The sequence below is a fragment of the Catonella sp. genome (assembly GCF_052169795.1).
Classification (GTDB): Bacteria; Bacillota; Clostridia; order Lachnospirales; family Lachnospiraceae; genus Catonella.
This window is the reverse complement of the sequence record NZ_JBQNBU010000021.1, coordinates 15692-33404: the sequence shown is the minus strand read 5'-3', so window position 1 is coordinate 33404 and position 17713 is coordinate 15692. Positions and strand designations below refer to the sequence as shown.

14 protein-coding genes and 1 pseudogene are annotated in these 17713 nt (G+C 34.2%); 12 read left to right on the top strand and 3 right to left on the bottom strand.

What is annotated here, in order from left to right:
• Nucleotides 1-41: 41 nt before the first annotated feature.
• Together ACTTKP_RS04975 and ACTTKP_RS04970 are read right to left on the bottom strand one after the other, a co-directional pair.
• On the bottom strand, nt 42-971 hold the full coding sequence (locus ACTTKP_RS04975) for a tyrosine-type recombinase/integrase (protein WP_442552801.1): 930 nt from the start codon (nt 969-971) through the stop codon (nt 42-44).
• Between the two features lie 107 nt (nt 972-1078).
• A pseudogene (locus tag ACTTKP_RS04970) lies at nt 1079-1507 on the bottom strand (IS4 family transposase); the annotation flags it as partial.
• A gap of 127 nt (nt 1508-1634) precedes the next feature.
• Between ACTTKP_RS04970 and ACTTKP_RS04965 the strand changes: the two are divergent.
• The 9 genes from ACTTKP_RS04965 (at nt 1635) to ACTTKP_RS04925 (ending at nt 11325) form a co-directional block, all read left to right on the top strand.
• Nucleotides 1635-2735, top strand: a complete 1101-nt coding sequence (locus tag ACTTKP_RS04965) for a hypothetical protein (protein ID WP_442552800.1) — start codon at nt 1635-1637, stop codon at nt 2733-2735.
• A 272-nt stretch (nt 2736-3007) separates the two neighbouring features.
• Nucleotides 3008-3928, top strand: a complete 921-nt coding sequence (locus ACTTKP_RS04960) for a DUF3737 family protein (RefSeq protein ID WP_442552799.1) — start codon at nt 3008-3010, stop codon at nt 3926-3928.
• 1 nt (nt 3929) lies between these two features.
• Nucleotides 3930-5111 carry a MalY/PatB family protein gene (locus ACTTKP_RS04955; RefSeq protein WP_442552798.1) on the top strand — a complete coding sequence of 394 codons (1182 nt, stop codon included), beginning with the start codon at nt 3930-3932 and terminating at the stop codon, nt 5109-5111.
• A 178-nt stretch (nt 5112-5289) separates the two neighbouring features.
• Complete coding sequence (cptIN, locus tag ACTTKP_RS04950; protein WP_442552797.1) at nt 5290-5760, top strand: type III toxin-antitoxin system CptIN family toxin; 471 nt, start codon at nt 5290-5292, stop codon at nt 5758-5760.
• Between the two features lie 156 nt (nt 5761-5916).
• On the top strand, nt 5917-6768 hold the full coding sequence (locus ACTTKP_RS04945) for a formate/nitrite transporter family protein (RefSeq protein ID WP_442552796.1): 852 nt from the start codon (nt 5917-5919) through the stop codon (nt 6766-6768).
• Between the two features lie 226 nt (nt 6769-6994).
• Nucleotides 6995-7507 carry an RNA polymerase sigma factor gene (locus ACTTKP_RS04940; protein WP_442552795.1) on the top strand — a complete coding sequence of 171 codons (513 nt, stop codon included), beginning with the start codon at nt 6995-6997 and terminating at the stop codon, nt 7505-7507.
• Nucleotides 7497-8765, top strand: a complete 1269-nt coding sequence (locus ACTTKP_RS04935) for an anti sigma factor C-terminal domain-containing protein (protein ID WP_442552794.1) — start codon at nt 7497-7499, stop codon at nt 8763-8765. The genes ACTTKP_RS04940 and ACTTKP_RS04935 overlap by 11 nt, the downstream gene beginning before the upstream one ends.
• A gap of 609 nt (nt 8766-9374) precedes the next feature.
• A complete protein-coding gene (locus ACTTKP_RS04930) occupies nt 9375-10151 on the top strand; it encodes an ABC transporter ATP-binding protein (protein ID WP_442552793.1) in 777 nt (258 codons plus the stop codon).
• Nucleotides 10141-11325 carry an ABC transporter permease gene (locus tag ACTTKP_RS04925; RefSeq protein WP_442552792.1) on the top strand — a complete coding sequence of 395 codons (1185 nt, stop codon included), beginning with the start codon at nt 10141-10143 and terminating at the stop codon, nt 11323-11325. Before ACTTKP_RS04930 ends, ACTTKP_RS04925 begins: the two co-directional genes overlap by 11 nt.
• A gap of 73 nt (nt 11326-11398) precedes the next feature.
• Here the strand turns inward: ACTTKP_RS04925 and ACTTKP_RS04920 are convergent, their stop codons facing one another.
• Nucleotides 11399-12184, bottom strand: coding sequence for a GTP pyrophosphokinase (locus ACTTKP_RS04920; protein ID WP_442552791.1), 786 nt, complete (start codon nt 12182-12184; stop codon nt 11399-11401).
• Nucleotides 12185-12450: 266 nt separating this feature from the next.
• Here ACTTKP_RS04920 and ACTTKP_RS04915 point away from each other — a divergent pair, with 266 nt between their 5' ends.
• Genes ACTTKP_RS04915 through ACTTKP_RS04905 form a run of 3 tightly spaced genes read left to right on the top strand, consistent with a single transcriptional unit; the run spans nt 12451 to nt 17699 of the window.
• Nucleotides 12451-13521: a GGDEF domain-containing protein gene (locus tag ACTTKP_RS04915; RefSeq protein ID WP_442552790.1), complete on the top strand. Its 1071-nt coding sequence runs from the start codon at nt 12451-12453 to the stop codon at nt 13519-13521.
• A gap of 22 nt (nt 13522-13543) precedes the next feature.
• Nucleotides 13544-14248: an ABC transporter ATP-binding protein gene (locus ACTTKP_RS04910; protein ID WP_442552789.1), complete on the top strand. Its 705-nt coding sequence runs from the start codon at nt 13544-13546 to the stop codon at nt 14246-14248.
• Nucleotides 14249-14267: 19 nt separating this feature from the next.
• The gene (locus tag ACTTKP_RS04905) at nt 14268-17699 is read left to right on the top strand and encodes an FtsX-like permease family protein (protein ID WP_442552788.1); all 3432 of its coding nucleotides are present in this window, start codon (nt 14268-14270) and stop codon (nt 17697-17699) included.
• The last annotated feature ends 14 nt before the right edge of the window (nt 17700-17713 follow it).

Genomic DNA, 17713 nt, shown 5'->3' with positions numbered 1-17713 from the left:
TCATTAAACATAAGTAACCCACTTTCTTTGATAATAAACAATTATCCTTTATTAACTATTATCATCCTTCTTGGATTTTTATTTTTCATTATTTGCGATTTTTTATTCGATCTTACATGAGTATATATCTGTGTAGTGATTATACTTGAGTGACCTAATAACATTTGTATACTTCTTATATCCACATCATCATCCAACAACATTGTTGCAAATGTATGTCGAAACATATGTGGAGTTATATTTTTATCTATATTTATCTTTTTGCAATATTTTTTTATCATATTTCTAACAGATTGGGAGGATAATCTTTTTTTTCTTTTATTTACAAAAAAATAATCAGAATTACAAATTTCTTTATAAAAGACCGTTTCATATATTTGCAATGCAGCTATCGTATCTTTGTTGTAAATCGGTATTATCCTCTCTTTTGCACCTTTGCCATATATTTTAATTTCATTATTAGTATAAGCCATATTTTCTTTTTTAATATTACAAAGTTCACTTATTCTCATACCAGTCCCGATTAAAACTTCTAAAACAGCTATATCTCGTACAATTTCTTTGTGTTTATAAGAAGTTTCATTATAGTTGCTTTTTTCTAAATAAATATACTCAAATAATTTTTCAATATCTTTTAGAGATATGGTTTTAGGTAATATAAGTGGTTCTTTTATTTTTAACTTTATCTTATAAAATGGATTACGTTCTATGATTTCTTCATATTCTAGATACGAAAAAAAAGCCTTTACTGATGCTATTTTCCTTTTAATAGTTTTTACCTTGAAATTTAAGCTATTTAGATGCTGTATATATCTCACAATTTCATCTTTTTTATAAAAAGCATCTATATCTTTCATAAAAAATATAAATTGTTCTAAATCTATTTTATAGGCTTTTATTGTTTTTTGATTTAAATTATTTTGTTCCTTGCAATTTTCTAGATATTTTCTAACTAAAGTCTTTAATGTCATAACTTATTCTCCTATTTAACATATTAGTATTTTAAGTATTGAACAATACTAATATTATGATACAATAAATAACTTGTGAAAGATATGGATTATATTTCCAAGAAAAATAGGGATTTCCAATTACTACAGCTTAAGCTAAGTATCCGAGAAACTTTTTTGAGATGCATATCGGTGTGGTCAAAAACCTTTGACCACAGTTCTGTTTTCTTGCAGCTGGTACGATTAAAAAGGCTGTCATCAATGATGAAAACATTTTAATTTTATCATCCGTAAGCTTTTTGAGATTGTTATTTACGATAACAACAGCAAGAAGAGAAGTAAAATGGAGGCAGTTTGTTTTTACCGGATTAAAGAAACGATAAAAAGTGTTCTTTGAAAAACTACTCTTTGAAAAAATCTGTCTTAAAAGAGCCGGTACGTTGTTGCATATACATAATTCTTCTGACAAAAATGTTACTGAGTTTGTAACGAAGCAAAGGAATAGGTGAAATGCCAGTTTCTTTTATCCCATTATATCTGGTAAGAAAATTGCCAACGAGTACTTGACACAAACGAAACCAATACAGCAGTTGACATCACTATATCCAATAACTATAATTTTAAATATAAGTATAGTATAGAGAATGTGAGGAAATATACAATGAACTGAAAGGGGGAATCCAAATGAAACATAAATATGTATCATTATTATTAGCTGGTATATTAATTGTTTCCGGTGTATGCGGAGCGAATCCGATGAAGGTGCAGGCTGAGACTTGTTATGGAAGAAGTACGGTAAGCCATAATGTAGTAGCAAAAACTCAGACAGGATATACCGACGAAGAACTATGCAAGCTTGCTTCAGACTATTACTATAAAAAGCATAATCAGAAGGCACCGATAGTAGAAATTGATGATGTTCGTGGTGATTTGGTAACTATTCATCTTTATGAGATTGTTAATGATGGTGGTGGAGAAGGACATACTGCAACCTATAACTGGTATTATGTATCTCGTAAAACAGGTAAGGGTGAAGACCTTTTTAGTAATAAAATAGACTTAACGGAAGGCACAAATACTAAAACTCAACCAATGCTTTCAAGAAAAAATGTAAAAATAAATGGCAATGTATTTAAACTTACCGCAAAGAATTATGATGATTCAGAAGTCATAGGTGTAAGAGATATAATACAATACTCTAAATCTACCGGAAAAAGCATTAGCCTTGTAAAGAAAAGTAGTTCAGAAAGTATAGTGACAAACGGTAAATATCTTTATTACTCTAAATTTGAGGGTGATAAAGGTGTTATATACAAAATGGACTTAGAAACTAAGAAAACATCTAAGGTGGTTTCTGCTAAGAACTATGTGCTGTTGGGAGGAACAGATAAGTATTTGTATATAGGTAAGGCGGATTTTGATACCCCTGCACCTATGTATAAGATGCAAGTATATAATATGTCTACCAAACAAGTAAAAAAGAGCGGTATTGATTACTTTGTAGGTGGTATTCAGATAGAAAAAAATAAAATTTTAGCTTGTAGTATCCATTTTGATGCTGATAATTACAGGTTTGATGTTATGACAGAATCAGGAAAAAGCATCTTCAAGGATAATGCAGTAAATGCATTTATTGTTAAGGGAAAGGTATTTTATAATCAGATTTTTTATAGCGGAAATGAATATACACAAGAGTATTACCGATATGATATAAATGAGAAAAGCAAAAAGAAGATAAGTTATGAAATTTATAGGAAGTATGAAAAAAAGTATTTGAGTTATTAAAAAATAACTAATTTATAATCTATCTGACTTAGCAGAAGGATTTTCAAATATTTTTATTTGAAAGTCCTTTCTATTATAATTGTGACAATTTTTTGAAATCTTTCAAACCCTATTTACTTATTCAAAATTATATTGCATACTATCTAAGTAGGATTATAGTGGTATAAGTATCAAAAGCATAAAAATCAGATGTAAATTTCTTTGTAAAAGGCGGACTTATATTTTGACATTTACATCAGATAGTTTGCGTTAATATCGGAAAGGCGATGGTTATGAAAAGAATAGAAAATGAGGTTTTGACAGGTGAGCGTGCTCTTTTTCAGGCAAATGGACTGGAGATAGAAGACACAATTTTTGCAGACGGTGAGTCTGCACTTAAGCATGGTGAAAATATAAATGCAGTTAATACAATGTACAAGTGGAAGTATCCATTCTGGTATGCAAAGAATGTAAATGTAAAAGATTCCACCTTTTTTGAAATGGCAAGGTCAGGTCTGTGGTATGGCAAAAATATCAATATAGAAGACACTATGATAGAGGCACCGAAGGAATTCCGTAGATGTGATGGCGTGAACCTTAAAAATGTATCCCTGCCAAATGCAAACGAAACATTTTGGATGTGTAAGAATATAAGACTTGAAAATGTGGTTGCAAAAGGGACATATTTTGGATTAAACAGTGAAAATGTCTACCTTGACAGACTTAATTTATATGGTGACTACTGTTTTGACGGTGGGAAAAATATTGAAGTCCATAACTGCAAGCTGCTTTCAAAAGACAGCTTTTGGAATACAGAAAATGTAGTAATTTATGATTCATTTATAGTGGGAGAGTATTTTGGCTGGAATTCAAAAAATATAACCCTTATCAACTGTACAGTGGAGAGTTTACAGGGATTTTGCTATATAGAAAATCTTGTAATGAAGAATTGTAAACTTGTAAATACAGCTCTTGCCTTTGAATTTTCAACTGTAGATGTAGAAGTTACAAGTAAGATTGACAGTGTATTTAATCCAAAAAGTGGAGTTATAAAGGCTAAGGAAATAGGTACTTTAATTATAGATAATGAAAACATTAATCCGGAAGATACAAAAATAATTGTAGAAGGAGAAGCACCAAAACCTGTTACACTGGCAGAGATTGAACTGGTGTCGGGTGAAGGAAGGGAAACTGAGCTTAGAAGGAGGGGCTGATATGCATATTGAACACTCATTTAATTTTGACAAAGAAATCAATCGCAGAAACACCAATGCAGAGAAATGGAAAGTAGAGGAAAATGAGCTTCCTATGTGGGTTGCAGATATGGACTTTGAGGCTGCACCGGCGATAAGAAAAGCACTGGAAGCCAGATTTAAGCATGGGATTTTTGGCTATGCCGGCATAACTGATGAGTGGTATGAAGCTTATATAGGCTGGTGGAAACACAGACATAATTTCACTATGCAGAAGGACTGGCTAATCTTTACTACAGGAGTAGTACCTGCTATATCAAGTATGGTGAGGAAGCTTACAACTCCGGCTGAGAAGGTACTTATTCAAACTCCGGTTTATAATATATTTTTTAACTCAATACTTAATAACGGAAGGGTAGCTCTTGAAAGTCCGTTAGTGCTTAAAAATAACAGATATGAGATGGACTTTGAACAGCTTGAAAAAGATCTTTCAGATACACAGACTACTCTTATGATACTGTGCAATCCACAGAATCCGGGCGGAAGAATTTGGACTAAAAATGAATTAATAAGGGTAGCAGAACTTTGTAAAAAATATGGTGTTACAGTAATATCCGATGAGGTTCATTGTGATTTAACAGTTAATGGAAAGAAATATGTGCCATTTGCAAGTGTATCGGAGACAGCAAGAGAAATAAGCATAACCTGTATGAGCCCGGGCAAGTCTTTCAATATAGCGGGGCTTCATACTGCGGCAGTTTCAGTGCCGAATGAAATACTTAGAAATAAAGTAAAACGTAGCCTTAATACAGATGAGGTAGCTGAGCCAAATGCTTTTGCTACAGAAGCGGCAGTTGCGGCATACACAGGCGGCGGAGAGTGGCTGGATGCTCTTAATGGATATTTAGATGAAAGCAGGAAGATAGTTTTAGACTTTATAGCTGATGAAATTCCTGAAATCAAGGTCATAGAAAAAGAAGCCACTTATTTATTCTGGATAGATGTGAGAGGACTTAAAAATGCAGGTAAAGGCTTTGCCAAAGAGCTTAGACTGACTACAGGGATTTACCTGATAGACGGCAAGGTTTACGGCAAGGCAGGGGAGGGCTTTATAAGGATGAATATAGCCTGTACCAAAAAGAATTTAAAGGATGGTCTTGAAAGGCTTAAAACCGGAGTAAGGCTGTGGGAAGACAGTCATTGACTTTTAAGCGGATAATTGGTATTCTATATATAGAAGGTTTACCGCTGACCAATATGCGGTATATAAGTGGTTGGGTTGAAGGTTTACCGCTGACCAATATGCGGTATATAAGTGGTTGGGTTGAAAGTTCAGTCCTTCGCTAAAAGGCGAAGGACTTTTTGCGTATTGGGGGAAATATATGAAAATAACAGGATTTTATATTGTGAAAGATAAATATTTTGAAGATATGGCAGATTCAAATCTCAAAATGAACAAGGAAGGAAATAGACCACATTATTATTGCTTTGGAGATGCAAATACAGGAATATATTGGATGATACCACTATCCAGCAGAATAGATAAGTATAAATCTCTGATGGAAAAAAGGGAAAAAATGGGAAAGCCTTGTGACATTATTCATATTGTAAAATTAGATAATGATAAAGAAAGTGTATTTTTGATACAGGATATTTTTCCGATAACGGAGAAATACATCGAAAGAGAATATACAATTGCAGGTAATCATTTAATGCTAACAAAGAAACATATTGTTAAAGAAATTGAACGGAAGGCAAGAAAAGTTATAGGAATGTTGAAACGAGGTATAAGATTTACACCGACACAGCCGGATATCATAAAACTTTTAGAAAAACTAAATAATAACGAATAATTTGGAGTTTACCTATAAAGATTATCATAATTTACTTGACACTTTCTCATATTATAGTAATATAGATATAGTTAATTTTTTAACAAAAATTATGGGAAGCGAAGCTGTAGCAATCCTGTAATTAAAAACATAAAAATTGAAGAAGAGGATAGGAAAATGGGAGAAGTAAGTTTTTTTAATGCACCAGCACAGGTGGTAAAGAATTTAATCAAGGCAGGAGAAGATAAAGTGGCTATGCCATTTTATAAAATGTTAATACTCGGTATACTTGCAGGACTTTATATAGCTTGTGGAGCTTCAGCAAGCAGTGTAGCTATGCATAATATATCCAATGTAGGTATTGCAAGACTGGTAGCAGGTTGTGTATTCCCTGTGGGTTTTATAACTATAGTTCTTATTGGCGGAGAGTTGTTTACAGGTGACTGTCTTATGGTCTTTGGAGCTATGCGTGGAAAATACAGGGTTTCTTCTATGATAAGGGTATTAGTTCTGGTTTTTGTGTTTAATCTTATCGGCGGAATTTTAATGGCTATACTGGTTTATTTTAGCGGACAGTTTAATTTTACAGACGGGCTTCTCGGGGCATTTACAATTAAGGTGGCTCTTAGTAAGGTAAGTCTTTCTTTTGAAACAGCATTTGTCTCAGGTATACTTTGCAATGTGTTTGTATGTATGGCTGTACTTATGGCAGGTTCAGCTAAGTCTACAGGATGTAAAGTATGGGCGAGCTTCTTTCCTATAATGGCATTTGTGGTAAGCGGTTTTGAGCATTGTGTGGCAAATATGTATTATATACCGGCAGGCATCCTTGCCCTTAGTAATGAAAAATATGTAGAAAAGGCTGTTTCAGAGTATGGGATTACAACAGAGCAGCTTTCAAAGCTTAATTGGGGCAGCTTTTTCACAATGAATGAATTTCCTGTAACCCTTGGAAATATAGTAGGTGGCTCCATTGTGATGGGAATTATGGTGTATTTGGCACATAAGAAGGAGATTTCTGAAACATAAGATATATAACTTTGTAGTTGATTTTCTGGTTTATAAGATATTTCAATAGTGTAAAGCTTTGAATAAACATTTACATATAATAAAAGCTCTAAGGTCATTAAACCTTAGGGCTTTTAATATTATAGATTATTTTAGTTTTATACAAAAATATGTAACATTTTTCCTTCACAAGTGTTGTATAATTGAAAATAAAAAGTTTCGGAAAAATAGAGAAAGGGGGCGAGTTATGGAAAATGAGGTCTTAGTGAGATTTTACAGGGCATACAGCAGGGAAATATATTTATATCTCTATGGACTTAGCCATAACAGACAGCTCTCCGAGGATTTGATGCAAGAAACCTTTGTAAAGGCTTTGCTTTCATTACAGACGGCAGATACTGGGGTGAAAGCATGGTTATATAAGGTTGCAAGAAACCTGTATTTTAATACTTACAGAAAAGATAAAAGACTTGTTATGGGACTTGATAGTGTTGAAAATAAAGTAGTTCTAAATGAAGAAACAGAAGAAAATCCGCTTAATAAACTGCTTATAAATGAAAGAAATAATGTACTTTATAAAGCTTTAAACAGGCTTGAAGGCAAAAAGAAAGAAGTGCTTTTGTTACAGTATTTTTCAGGACTATCGGGCAAAGATATAGCAAAACTCTTAGGTATAACTACAGAGAATGTTAGAATTTTGGCATTTAGAGGGAAGAAGGAATTAAAACTATACTTAAAGGAGGCCGGATATGAAATATAAAGAATTGATAGAATTGTATAAGAGTGGCAGACTTTCTGAGGAAGAAAGAAAAAAAATAGAAGAAGATATAGAAAAACAGGAGGCTATCAGCGAGTATTTGTATCCTGATGAGGAAATTAACGAGGAAGATTTAGGAAGTGACAATGGAGATAAATCCTCAGAAAAACAAAATGAATTTGTTAGGCTTATAAGAAAGTCTATCAGAAAAGCATTTATTAAAATGGGAATGGTTGTAACTACTGTAATCCTTGTGGGTATAGTGCTGATGATGACAATACTGCCCAAGGTTATTGATTTATTTTATTACAACCCAAAGGAAGAAAAAAATTATAGTCTTGAAGGAGGGGCGGTAGTACACAGAGAAAGATTTAAACTTGATTTAAGTGTATATACTGAATTAATCGAACCTTTTGGCTATCTTGATTCTACCAATGTGGTTTCAGAAGGCTATGGAAACTATAGCTTTAATGTATATCCAAGCACAAGAATGGTAGAAGAAGCTAAAAAAAATTACGCAGGAAATATAAGAAAAGGAAGGATAACCTTTTATGATCCGCTTGCTTTAGAAAGACTTTCTGACAATATGTTTGAATGGCAGATAAATCACAATAGTTATAATGAGAGTCTTACTAAGCAGTTAGAAAAGTTTCAGTTTGAGCATATTAAAATAGAAGAAAGTCTGATTGACGAAGAAACAGGTGAGCTTAGGCTTGAAACAAGCTATGGCGGTGACAGAAATGATACTAAAGAGCATATAAGTGAACTTTCGGAGGGAAAGCTTTACAAGGCTTATATCAGCTTTGACAGGATACTTAATTATAAGGAAGCGATAGATTTTGAAGCAAAATATGAGTTAGGATACAGTTGGGTAGGTATAGTAAATGATGAAAAGGGGAATAATGACATTATAGGTATGAACACTGGAATAGGAGCTACCAAGGGAAACGGAATATCTAAGTATCCATATATCTTTGGGTATGAAGGAAAAGTCAGTGATGTAACATTTAAGGAACTTAAAAATGAAGAGAATGCAAAGAAGCACTATATAAGTTTGCTTAATTATCTTAAAGATAACAGCTCATTTACAGATATGATGGACAGTTATATGAACAGAAAGACGAAACTTGACAGGGCTTTAGCTTATGTGAATGAACATGGCTTAAAAGTCTATGGAATGGCTGTAAAAACAGAGAAGAAAGACTTGCTAAAACTTATAGAAGATGAAAGAGTATTTGGAATCGGTATAGAGGAAAATTAATCAGTATTGTGATATTTTTAACTACTTTTTTAACTAAGAAATTGGAGCAGTTAATTTTAAAACTTGAAAAATAGCTTAGAATAGTGTAGAATAATGGTATAAAAACTCTGATAAATGCTTGCACCAAAAGAACCCCTAAGGTTGGCAGACCTTAGGGGCTTTTCGTGCTTATAGGCTATTGTTGTCACCGTCATTCTTCTCTAGCCATTTGTAAATGATATAACTTGCTACATTTACTGTGAGAAGGAATAAAAACTCTGACAATATCTTCATTGCTGCACCTCCCTTCCGTTGCCGGTGTAGGTGTGACAACAGTATAATTTTAAGATATGAGGCAATAATAGTCAATTAATTTGTAGAAAATCTAGGTAAAAAATTGATAAAATTTATGAAGTTTTACGAGCTTAATGAAGGTCATATTATAATAGACGGAACTCCTATAAGCAAACTTAAGAGGTTAGAATTGTGCTGATAAACAATAAATTGTTGATAAAAGAGTGTATAAATGATAATATTTAAATATAATATGTAGGAAGGAAGTTTATACTTATAAGTGGACAGATGAAGAAACTTAAATTTATAACTATTAAAACAGCATAAGGAGAATATATGGAAGAGATTATCAAGATAATAAACCTTAAAAAGACATTTAAGCTGTCAGCCAAACAACAAAAGATTGAAAAGACAAAAGAAAAGGTGAAGGTAGCAGTAAACGATATTTCCTTTGCTGTACAAAAAGGTGAGATATTCGGACTTTTAGGACCAAATGGAGCCGGTAAGACCACCACGCTCAGAATGCTTGCAACTCTCATCAAGCCTGATTCGGGAGATGCGGTATTAAACGGTGAAAGCATAGTGAAAAATCCTTTCGGAGTAAGAGGAACTATAGGCTTTCTTACAAGTGAACTTAAGTTAGAAGATTTCTTTACACCTAATTACCTCTTTGACTTTTTCTCGGATTTACATGGAGTTGATGAGAAGGTAAGAGAAGAACGCAAGACCAGACTTTTTGCAAAATTTGGCATAGATAAGTTTGCAGAGGTAAAAGTGGGTGACCTTTCAACCGGTATGAAGCAGAAGGTTTCACTTGTTATTTCCATAGCTCACAATCCTGAAATAATCATCTTTGACGAGCCGACCAACGGACTTGATGTAATTACCGCAAAGACAGTTGTGGACTTCCTTATAGAATTAAAAGAGGAAGGAAAAACTATAGTTATTTCATCACATATTTTCAGTCTGATAGAAAAAATCTGTGACAGAGCAGCTATAATTATAGAAGGTAAGTTAGCAGCTTACGGTTCTGTAGAAGAAATAAAAGCAGGAAAGAGCTTAGAGGACAGGTTCTTTGATATTTATTCGGAGGTGGCAGGAAGTGAAGAATAATATTTATACAATATTCAGAAAAGAAATGGCAAGATTCTTTAAGGATAAAAGGCTTGTAATTACAACCCTCCTACTCCCGGGTATTATGATATTTATAATGTACACATTTATGGGCAATATGATGAAGCAGCAGTTTGGTGTAGCAGATGGTTATATATCGGAAGTTTATATAAAAAATCTTCCGGCTACTATTAACTCGAAGTTAGATAAGGTAGGCCTTAGCATAGAAACTGTTGATGGAGATTTGGAAGCTGAAAAAAAGCTTGTTTCTGAAAAAGAAATTGACCTTCTGGTTAATTTTCCGGAAAATTTTGATGAAGAGGTAGCAGAATATAAGACAGGTGAGGGTAAAGCACCTCAGGTTGAAATCTTTTATAATTCGGCAAAAACAGAATCAAGTGCAGCATATAGTATGTTTACAGACATTCTAAGTAATTATGAGACTGAACTCAGCAATAAATTTGATGTAAATGCTGATGAAAAAATAAGCTACGACCTTGCTGCCAAGGAGGATATGACAGGTAAAATGTTTGGAAGTATGCTTCCTATGCTGCTTATGATATTTATCTGGTCGGGTTGTGTTGCGGTCGCACCGGAGTCTATAGCGGGAGAGAAGGAAAGAGGAACCATAGCAACCCTTCTTGTAACCCCTATGAGCAGACAGGCACTTGCACTGGGTAAGATATTTGCACTTAGCATAATCGCCTTTCTTTCAGGTGTATCAAGTTCTATCGGCACCTTTGCTTCTCTCCCCGCTATGTATCAGGGAATGAGCGGAGGCGGCATAGATACGGCATTTTACAGTGGCAAAGATTTTGCTCTTTTATTTGTGGTAATTATATCAACAACTATTCTTATGGTTGCTCTTATATCGGTGCTTTCAGCCTTTGCAAAAAGTGTAAAGGAATCTGCTACCATCATCTCACCTCTTATGATAGTAATTATGGTAATTAGTTTATTGCCTATGTTTAGTAAGGGAGATACGGAAACACCTGTTACAATGTTTATCATACCGCTATACAACAGCGTACTTTGTATGAATGAGATATTTAAGTTTTCTTATTCAAGTATAAATGTAATTATTTCAGTTGTGGTAAATATTGTATTTACCGGAATTTTAGTATTGGTACTTACCAAGATGTTTGACTCGGAGAAGGTTATGTTTTCTAAATAATAACAACCCCTGATTTAAAAGCGGATACTTATTCTGCTATTTAAATCAGGGGATTGTTTAAGATTTATGGGATTTAAATATCGTTCTGCTTCCCTTTCCCCAGAAAGGTATTTTTCACATTCTGCATCCTGTAATCAAGCTCGGCACTTTCGGTTGCACATTCGTTTAGCTCACGAGAGAGTTCGTCTAACATTTTAGGTGATATTCTTTTATTATATCTCAGTTTATGTTCAAGGGAAGCCCAAAAGTCCATAGCTATGGTTCTAAACTGTACTTCTACCTTAACAAGCTTTTTCTCATTTTCAAGGAAAATAGGAACTGCAACTATAAGGTGTAGGCTTCTGTATCCTGAAGGCTTGGGATTTTTGATATAGTCTTTCATTTTAATCAAGGTAATATCATCCTGACGTAAAAAACAATCTGCAAGTTTGTAAATATCATCAATAAAGGAGCAGATTACCCTTATACCTGCAATATCTTCAAGATGTTCTTCGATTGCATCCAAATCAAATGGAAGGTTTTTTCTTATTATTTTCTTTAATATACTTTCGTTGCTTTTAATACGGGACTTTATGCTTTCAATGGGATTGCCGTCATAGATAAGGGAAAATTCTTCGTTAAGTACCTTAAACTTGGTTTCAACTTCCATAATGGCACAACGGTAATTAGCAAAAAGCCTTTCGACAGGAAGAGTATTTTCCTTGAAAAGCTCTATGATTTTTTCTTTGGTTTCATTTGAAATACAACTAAAATCAAGTGTGTTTAATCTATCTATAGCTTTTGCTATCTTTTCTTTATCGCTATTGTTAAGTACAGCCATAAGTTCGTTATCTTCAGCCGGTTCAAAATTATTATTCATACATATCTCCAAAATTAAGTAAATTTATCTAATTACAAACTATCAATTCTACTTGTAAAATTGATACTAAAGCATATATTCAAGATGATTATACCTGCTCATTATATACCCAAAAAGTGAACAATTAGTGACAAATAAGAGAAGAATTACTAAAAAATTAAATTTGGCAGTTTCCTTCATATTTTTGACACTTATAACATATATATTCAAAGTAGTATATTTATTGTAAAAGTAAATTTGAAATATATCGTGAAGGGGAAATTTTAATGGGAAAGATGAGAGAAAATGTAAGACATAGGTTACAGAACATTTTTATTGTTGTACTTCTAGCATTGGTTCTGATAATGTTATATGAGGTAGAAAAAGTTTCAGATGCGGGAAGACTGATAAATGATACAGGTTTTGCCAGATCAGGAGCACAAAGATATGTAAAGTTGAGTTATTTTGGTATACATGACAGAGATTTAGTAGAAAGATATAATAAAGTTTTAGATGGATTGTGGAATGGTAGTGAAGAATTAAAACTGCCTAAGATTCATAATAAAAATTTTAGAAAAAATCTTGAAATACAAAGAGAAAAATGGATTTATTTATATGATATGATTGAGGCTATGGAGCATTCCGGAGGTAAGAAAAAGATTAAGCTGAAAGAGAAGGTGATTAAAGAGAGTGAGAAATATTTTGCATTGTCAAGCAATACTGTAAATGCAGCAGAGGCTTATTATGAAGAGCTTGCAGATCATTTGAGAGTTTTGGAGATAATTTTGGGAGCTGTGGTGGTATGTATAATATTTTTTATGGTTATGGACTATGCAGATAAAAAACAACTTTTAGAACAAAATGTAAAGCTCATAAAGGAGATGCATATAGATGTACATACAGGACTGCCGAATAAAAGTCGTTGTGAAGAGGTATTTAATAATGAGATTGTAACAGAAGAACTGTGTAGTGTGATGTTTGACCTAAATGGACTTAAGGCTACCAATGACAGACTTGGCCATATTGCCGGAGATGAGCTTATAAAGGGATTTGCTGATATTTTAAAAAATTCTATGAGGGAACATGACTTTGTAGGAAGGTATGGTGGAGATGAGTTTGTAGGAGTTATATATAATCCCGGAAGTGATGGTCTTAAAATGATATTTGAGAGAATAGAAGAAAATGTGAAAATATTTAATGAAGAGCATCCGAACCTCACTCTCAGTTATGCATATGGATACTCTTGTTCAAAGGGTAGGACAGACTGTACTATGAAGATGCTGCTCTCAGAGGCAGATGAAAATATGTATAAGAATAAGGCTGATATGAAAAAGAATAAGGGTATTATGATATTATGATTTAGTAATGGGAGGAGAGGAGATGGCTGGATATATTTCGTTAAAAGATGTAGTAAAGACTTTTAAATCGGGAAGTAATGCAATAAATGCCTGTGATGGTGTAACTTTAGATATAGATAAGGGACAATTCGTAATCATAGTAGGTCCTTCAGGAGCGGGCAAGACTACTGTACTAAATATACTGGGCGGTATGGACACTCTTACATCGGGCTCTGTGGTTGTTGATAATACAGATATAAGCAAGCTGCGTCCGAAGGCACTTATTTCCTATAGGCGCGAAGATGTAGGATTTGTATTCCAGTTTTATAATCTGATGGCAAATCTGACAGCCCTTGAAAATGTAGAACTGGCTCTTCAAATTTGTAAAGAGCCTATGGATGCAAAAACAGTACTTGAAGAAGTCGGTCTTTCACATAGAATGAATAATTTTCCTGCGGAGCTTTCAGGCGGAGAGCAGCAGAGGGTGGCTATAGCAAGGGCGCTTGCCAAGAACCCTAAGCTTTTGCTTTGTGATGAGCCAACAGGAGCACTGGATTATGTTACAGGCAAGGAAATACTTAAGCTTCTTCAGGATACTTGTAGGGAGAAGGGGATGACAGTAGTTGTAATTACACATAATTCAGCCCTTACTCCTATGGCAGATAAGGTAATTCACATTAAAAATGGGAGGGTAAGCTCTGCTGAAATCAACAAGAACCCTATATCAGTAGACGACATAGAGTGGTAAGATAGAGGGGGGGGTAGATATGAAAAATAAACTGGTAATAGATTTTTTTAGGGAAATAGCAAGGGGCTTTGGACGCTTTATTTCCATTTTTTTTATAGTAATGCTTGGAACCGCATTTTTTGCAGGGCTTCGTTCTTCCGGAAGTGATATGAGGATATCAGCAGACAAGTTTTATGACGATACTAAGCTTATGGATTTTAAGATACTCAGCACACTTGGACTTACTGATGAAGATTTGGCTGATATAAAAATGATAAATGGAGTAGAAAATGTAGAGGGAGGTCATACAAAAGAGGTAATCCTAAATGCAAAAAAAAGAGAGGTAGTAATTAAACTTATAGGAATTACAAAGGGTATAAATGAGCCGTATATTACAGAAGGAAGAATGCCTGAAAAAAGTGATGAATGTCTTGTAGATGCTGAGATATTCTGGTTTGCGGATTACAAGGTGGGTGATAAAATAACCCTTTCTTCAGATGATGATTCATCCCTTTCCTCTGACCTTGAAAATGTGACTTATACGATAACTGGTTTTTGTAACCTGCCTTATTATCCAGAGAGAGGCAGCAGGGGGACAAGCTCAGTCGGAGACGGCTCTATTGATGTATTTATGATGATACCTAAGGAGAATTTCAAGTCTGATATTTATACAGAAGCCTATGTGGCAGCAAATGGTATGCAAGCCTTAATGACTTATTCAAAGACTTATGAAGATAAGATTAAAGTTATTAAAGAGGATATTAAAGGGCTTGAAACTAAGATAAATGGCAGAAGATATGAAGAAGTAAAAACTGAGGCAGAGAATAAACTTAAAGATGCAGAAAAGAAGCTTGAAGACGGAGAGAAAAAGCTAAGTGATGCTAAAAAGAAGATAGATGACTCAAAGGAAAAAATAAAAAAAGGTGAAAAGAAGCTTGCTAAAGAAGAGAAAAAAATAGAAAATGCCGAGAACGAGCTTGCTGATGGAAAGAATAAACTATTAGAGGCAAAAATAGAATTAAAAGACGGTGAAGAAAAGCTTGCTTCTTCTGAAAAGCTATTAAAAGATAAAGAAAAAGAGCTTAAAGAGGGAGAAGAGCAATATAACTCAGGACTTGCAAAGTTAAATAAAGCAAAAGAAAAGCTGGATAAGGGAGAAAAAAAGTACCAAGAGGGACTTAATAAGTATCAGGCAGGAAAGTCTGAATACGAAAAAAACCTTGAAGCTTATGAAGAAGGTTTAAAGAGTTATACAGAGGCTAAGGCTAAGCTTGATTTGGCAGAACAGGCAGGAATGGCTCCGCCTGAAGCTAAAGCTAAGCTTGAGGGAGAAAAAGCTGTGCTGGATGCAGCCAAGCTAAAACTGGATGAAGCAAAAATTACCCTTGATGAGACTAAAGAAACTCTGGCTGCAAGCAAAACAAAGCTTGAGGAAGGTAAAGCTGAGCTTGAGGAGAATGAAAAAGAACTTGAAGTCGCAGGCAAAAAGCTTGTAGCTGGCAAAAAAGAGCTTGAGGATGGTAAGTCTACACTTGAAGATAAAAAGGCTGAGCTAGAGGATGCTAAAAGAAAAATATGGGAGAATGAAGATAAATTAACAGAGGCTAGTCAAGAACTTTCAGATGGCAAGAAAGAGCTTGATAAAGCAAGAGAAAAGCTTGCAAAGAACAAAGAAAAGTTAGAAAAAGCTGAGAAAAAATATAATAAAGAGCTTCCAAAAGCGAGTAAGAAACTTGAAAAAGGCAGAAAAAAACTAGCTAAAGCAAAAAGAGATGTGGCAGATATTAAAGAGCCTGACTTTTATGTACTTGACAGAAATATGATGGAAGGATATGTAAGTTTTAAGCAGAATGCAGACCGTATGGACAGCCTCGGCAATGTATTCCCGGTAATATTTTTCCTGGTTGCAGCCCTTGTGAGCCTTACTGCAATGACCAGAATGGTAGATGAGAACAGAATGAGCATGGGTATACTTAAAGCACTGGGCTATAGAAGTTCAGCTATTTCAGGAAAATATATAGCCTATGCACTGCTTGCAACAGTAAGTGGAGGAATTATAGGAGTAGTGATAGGTGAAAGGTTTCTACCGCTGCTTATAATAAAATCTTATGGAACATTGTTTAGAGGAATGCCTTATTGTTTTACACCTATAAACTATGAACAGGCTTTTTTGGCTTTACTTGCAGCAACAGTAAGTACGGTAGCGGCAACACTTATTTCAGCACTTTCACAGCTCCTTGAAAATCCGGCATCACTTATGCGTCCACTTCCACCAAGTTCAGGCAGAAGAGTACTTTTAGAGAGAATAGGCTTTATTTGGAAAAGACTCAATTTTACAAGGAAGTCTACTGTCAGAAATCTTGCAAGATACAAGAAAAGGCTGATAATGACAGTGGTTGGAATAGGCGGCTGTATGGGGCTTTTGCTTGTAGGTTTTGGACTTAAAGACTCTATCAATGAGATAGCAAAGAAGCAGTACATAAGGATATTTACTTACGATGCTAATATAACGCTTAATTCTAAGGCAAATGAGGCAGAAAAAGCTGAGGCGGTAAAGGCTGCCATAAACTATGACGGAGTGGATGAAACTATCAGGATACAATCTCTTGCTGTAGATTTGACTAATGGAGATAATATAAGGAGTGCGAATCTCTTCATACCTGAGGATACAAAGAAAATAAAAGATTTTCTGACTATCAAAAAAAGGACTACAGGCGTAGAATATGACTTTCCAACCGGTGATAGGGCTTATATATCGGAAAAGACAGCGAAAATGTTAGATGTAAAAGAGGGAGATAGCATAAATATTACCAGAGATGGAAAGAAGCAGGTATCCGTTAAAATAGATAAAATAGTAGAAAACTATGTGTTACATTATCTTTTTCTCTCACCTGAACTTTATAAGAAATTATATGGAGAAGAGCCTGAATACAATACTCTTCACTTGAAATTTGACAGGGAAAAGGTGGACGAACAGGATTTGGGAAGTAAACTTTTATCTTATGCAGGTTGTTCTGGAGTGCTGTTTGTAGATGAGCTTGAAGATAATATAGACCGTATGTTACAGGTATTGGACTTAGTTACACTGGTGCTTATAATTGCAGCAGGACTGCTTGCTTTTGTGGTACTTTACAATTTGAATAGCATTAATATACTTGAGAGAAAGAGGGAGCTTGCAACTCTTAAGGTACTCGGCTTTTATGATAATGAGGTTTCACATTATGTATATAGGGAAAATATCCTGCTCACTGTTTTTGGAATAATGGTGGGGCTGATATTTGGCAAAATACTTCACCGATATGTTATTGTGACAGTAGAGGTAGATATGATGATGTTTGGAAGGAATATAAGTATTTTCAGTTATATTATGAGCAGCCTTATTACAATTGGTTTCTCTGTAATGGTTAATTTAGCTATGTATTTTATTATTAAGAAAATAGACATGACAACTTCTCTTAAAAGTGTTGAGTAAAAAAGGGGCTGCAA

Coding starts and splice junctions, on each gene's coding strand:
- ACTTKP_RS04975 (WP_442552801.1), bottom strand. CDS start 971: ATGACATTAAAGACTTTAGTTAGAAAATATCTAGAAAATTGCAAGGAA.
- ACTTKP_RS04965 (WP_442552800.1), top strand. CDS start 1,635: ATGAAACATAAATATGTATCATTATTATTAGCTGGTATATTAATTGTT.
- ACTTKP_RS04960 (WP_442552799.1), top strand. CDS start 3,008: ATGAAAAGAATAGAAAATGAGGTTTTGACAGGTGAGCGTGCTCTTTTT.
- ACTTKP_RS04955 (WP_442552798.1), top strand. CDS start 3,930: ATGCATATTGAACACTCATTTAATTTTGACAAAGAAATCAATCGCAGA.
- cptIN (WP_442552797.1), top strand. CDS start 5,290: ATGAAAATAACAGGATTTTATATTGTGAAAGATAAATATTTTGAAGAT.
- ACTTKP_RS04945 (WP_442552796.1), top strand. CDS start 5,917: ATGGGAGAAGTAAGTTTTTTTAATGCACCAGCACAGGTGGTAAAGAAT.
- ACTTKP_RS04940 (WP_442552795.1), top strand. CDS start 6,995: ATGGAAAATGAGGTCTTAGTGAGATTTTACAGGGCATACAGCAGGGAA.
- ACTTKP_RS04935 (WP_442552794.1), top strand. CDS start 7,497: ATGAAATATAAAGAATTGATAGAATTGTATAAGAGTGGCAGACTTTCT.
- ACTTKP_RS04930 (WP_442552793.1), top strand. CDS start 9,375: ATGGAAGAGATTATCAAGATAATAAACCTTAAAAAGACATTTAAGCTG.
- ACTTKP_RS04920 (WP_442552791.1), bottom strand. CDS start 12,184: ATGAATAATAATTTTGAACCGGCTGAAGATAACGAACTTATGGCTGTA.
- ACTTKP_RS04915 (WP_442552790.1), top strand. CDS start 12,451: ATGGGAAAGATGAGAGAAAATGTAAGACATAGGTTACAGAACATTTTT.
- ACTTKP_RS04910 (WP_442552789.1), top strand. CDS start 13,544: ATGGCTGGATATATTTCGTTAAAAGATGTAGTAAAGACTTTTAAATCG.
- ACTTKP_RS04905 (WP_442552788.1), top strand. CDS start 14,268: ATGAAAAATAAACTGGTAATAGATTTTTTTAGGGAAATAGCAAGGGGC.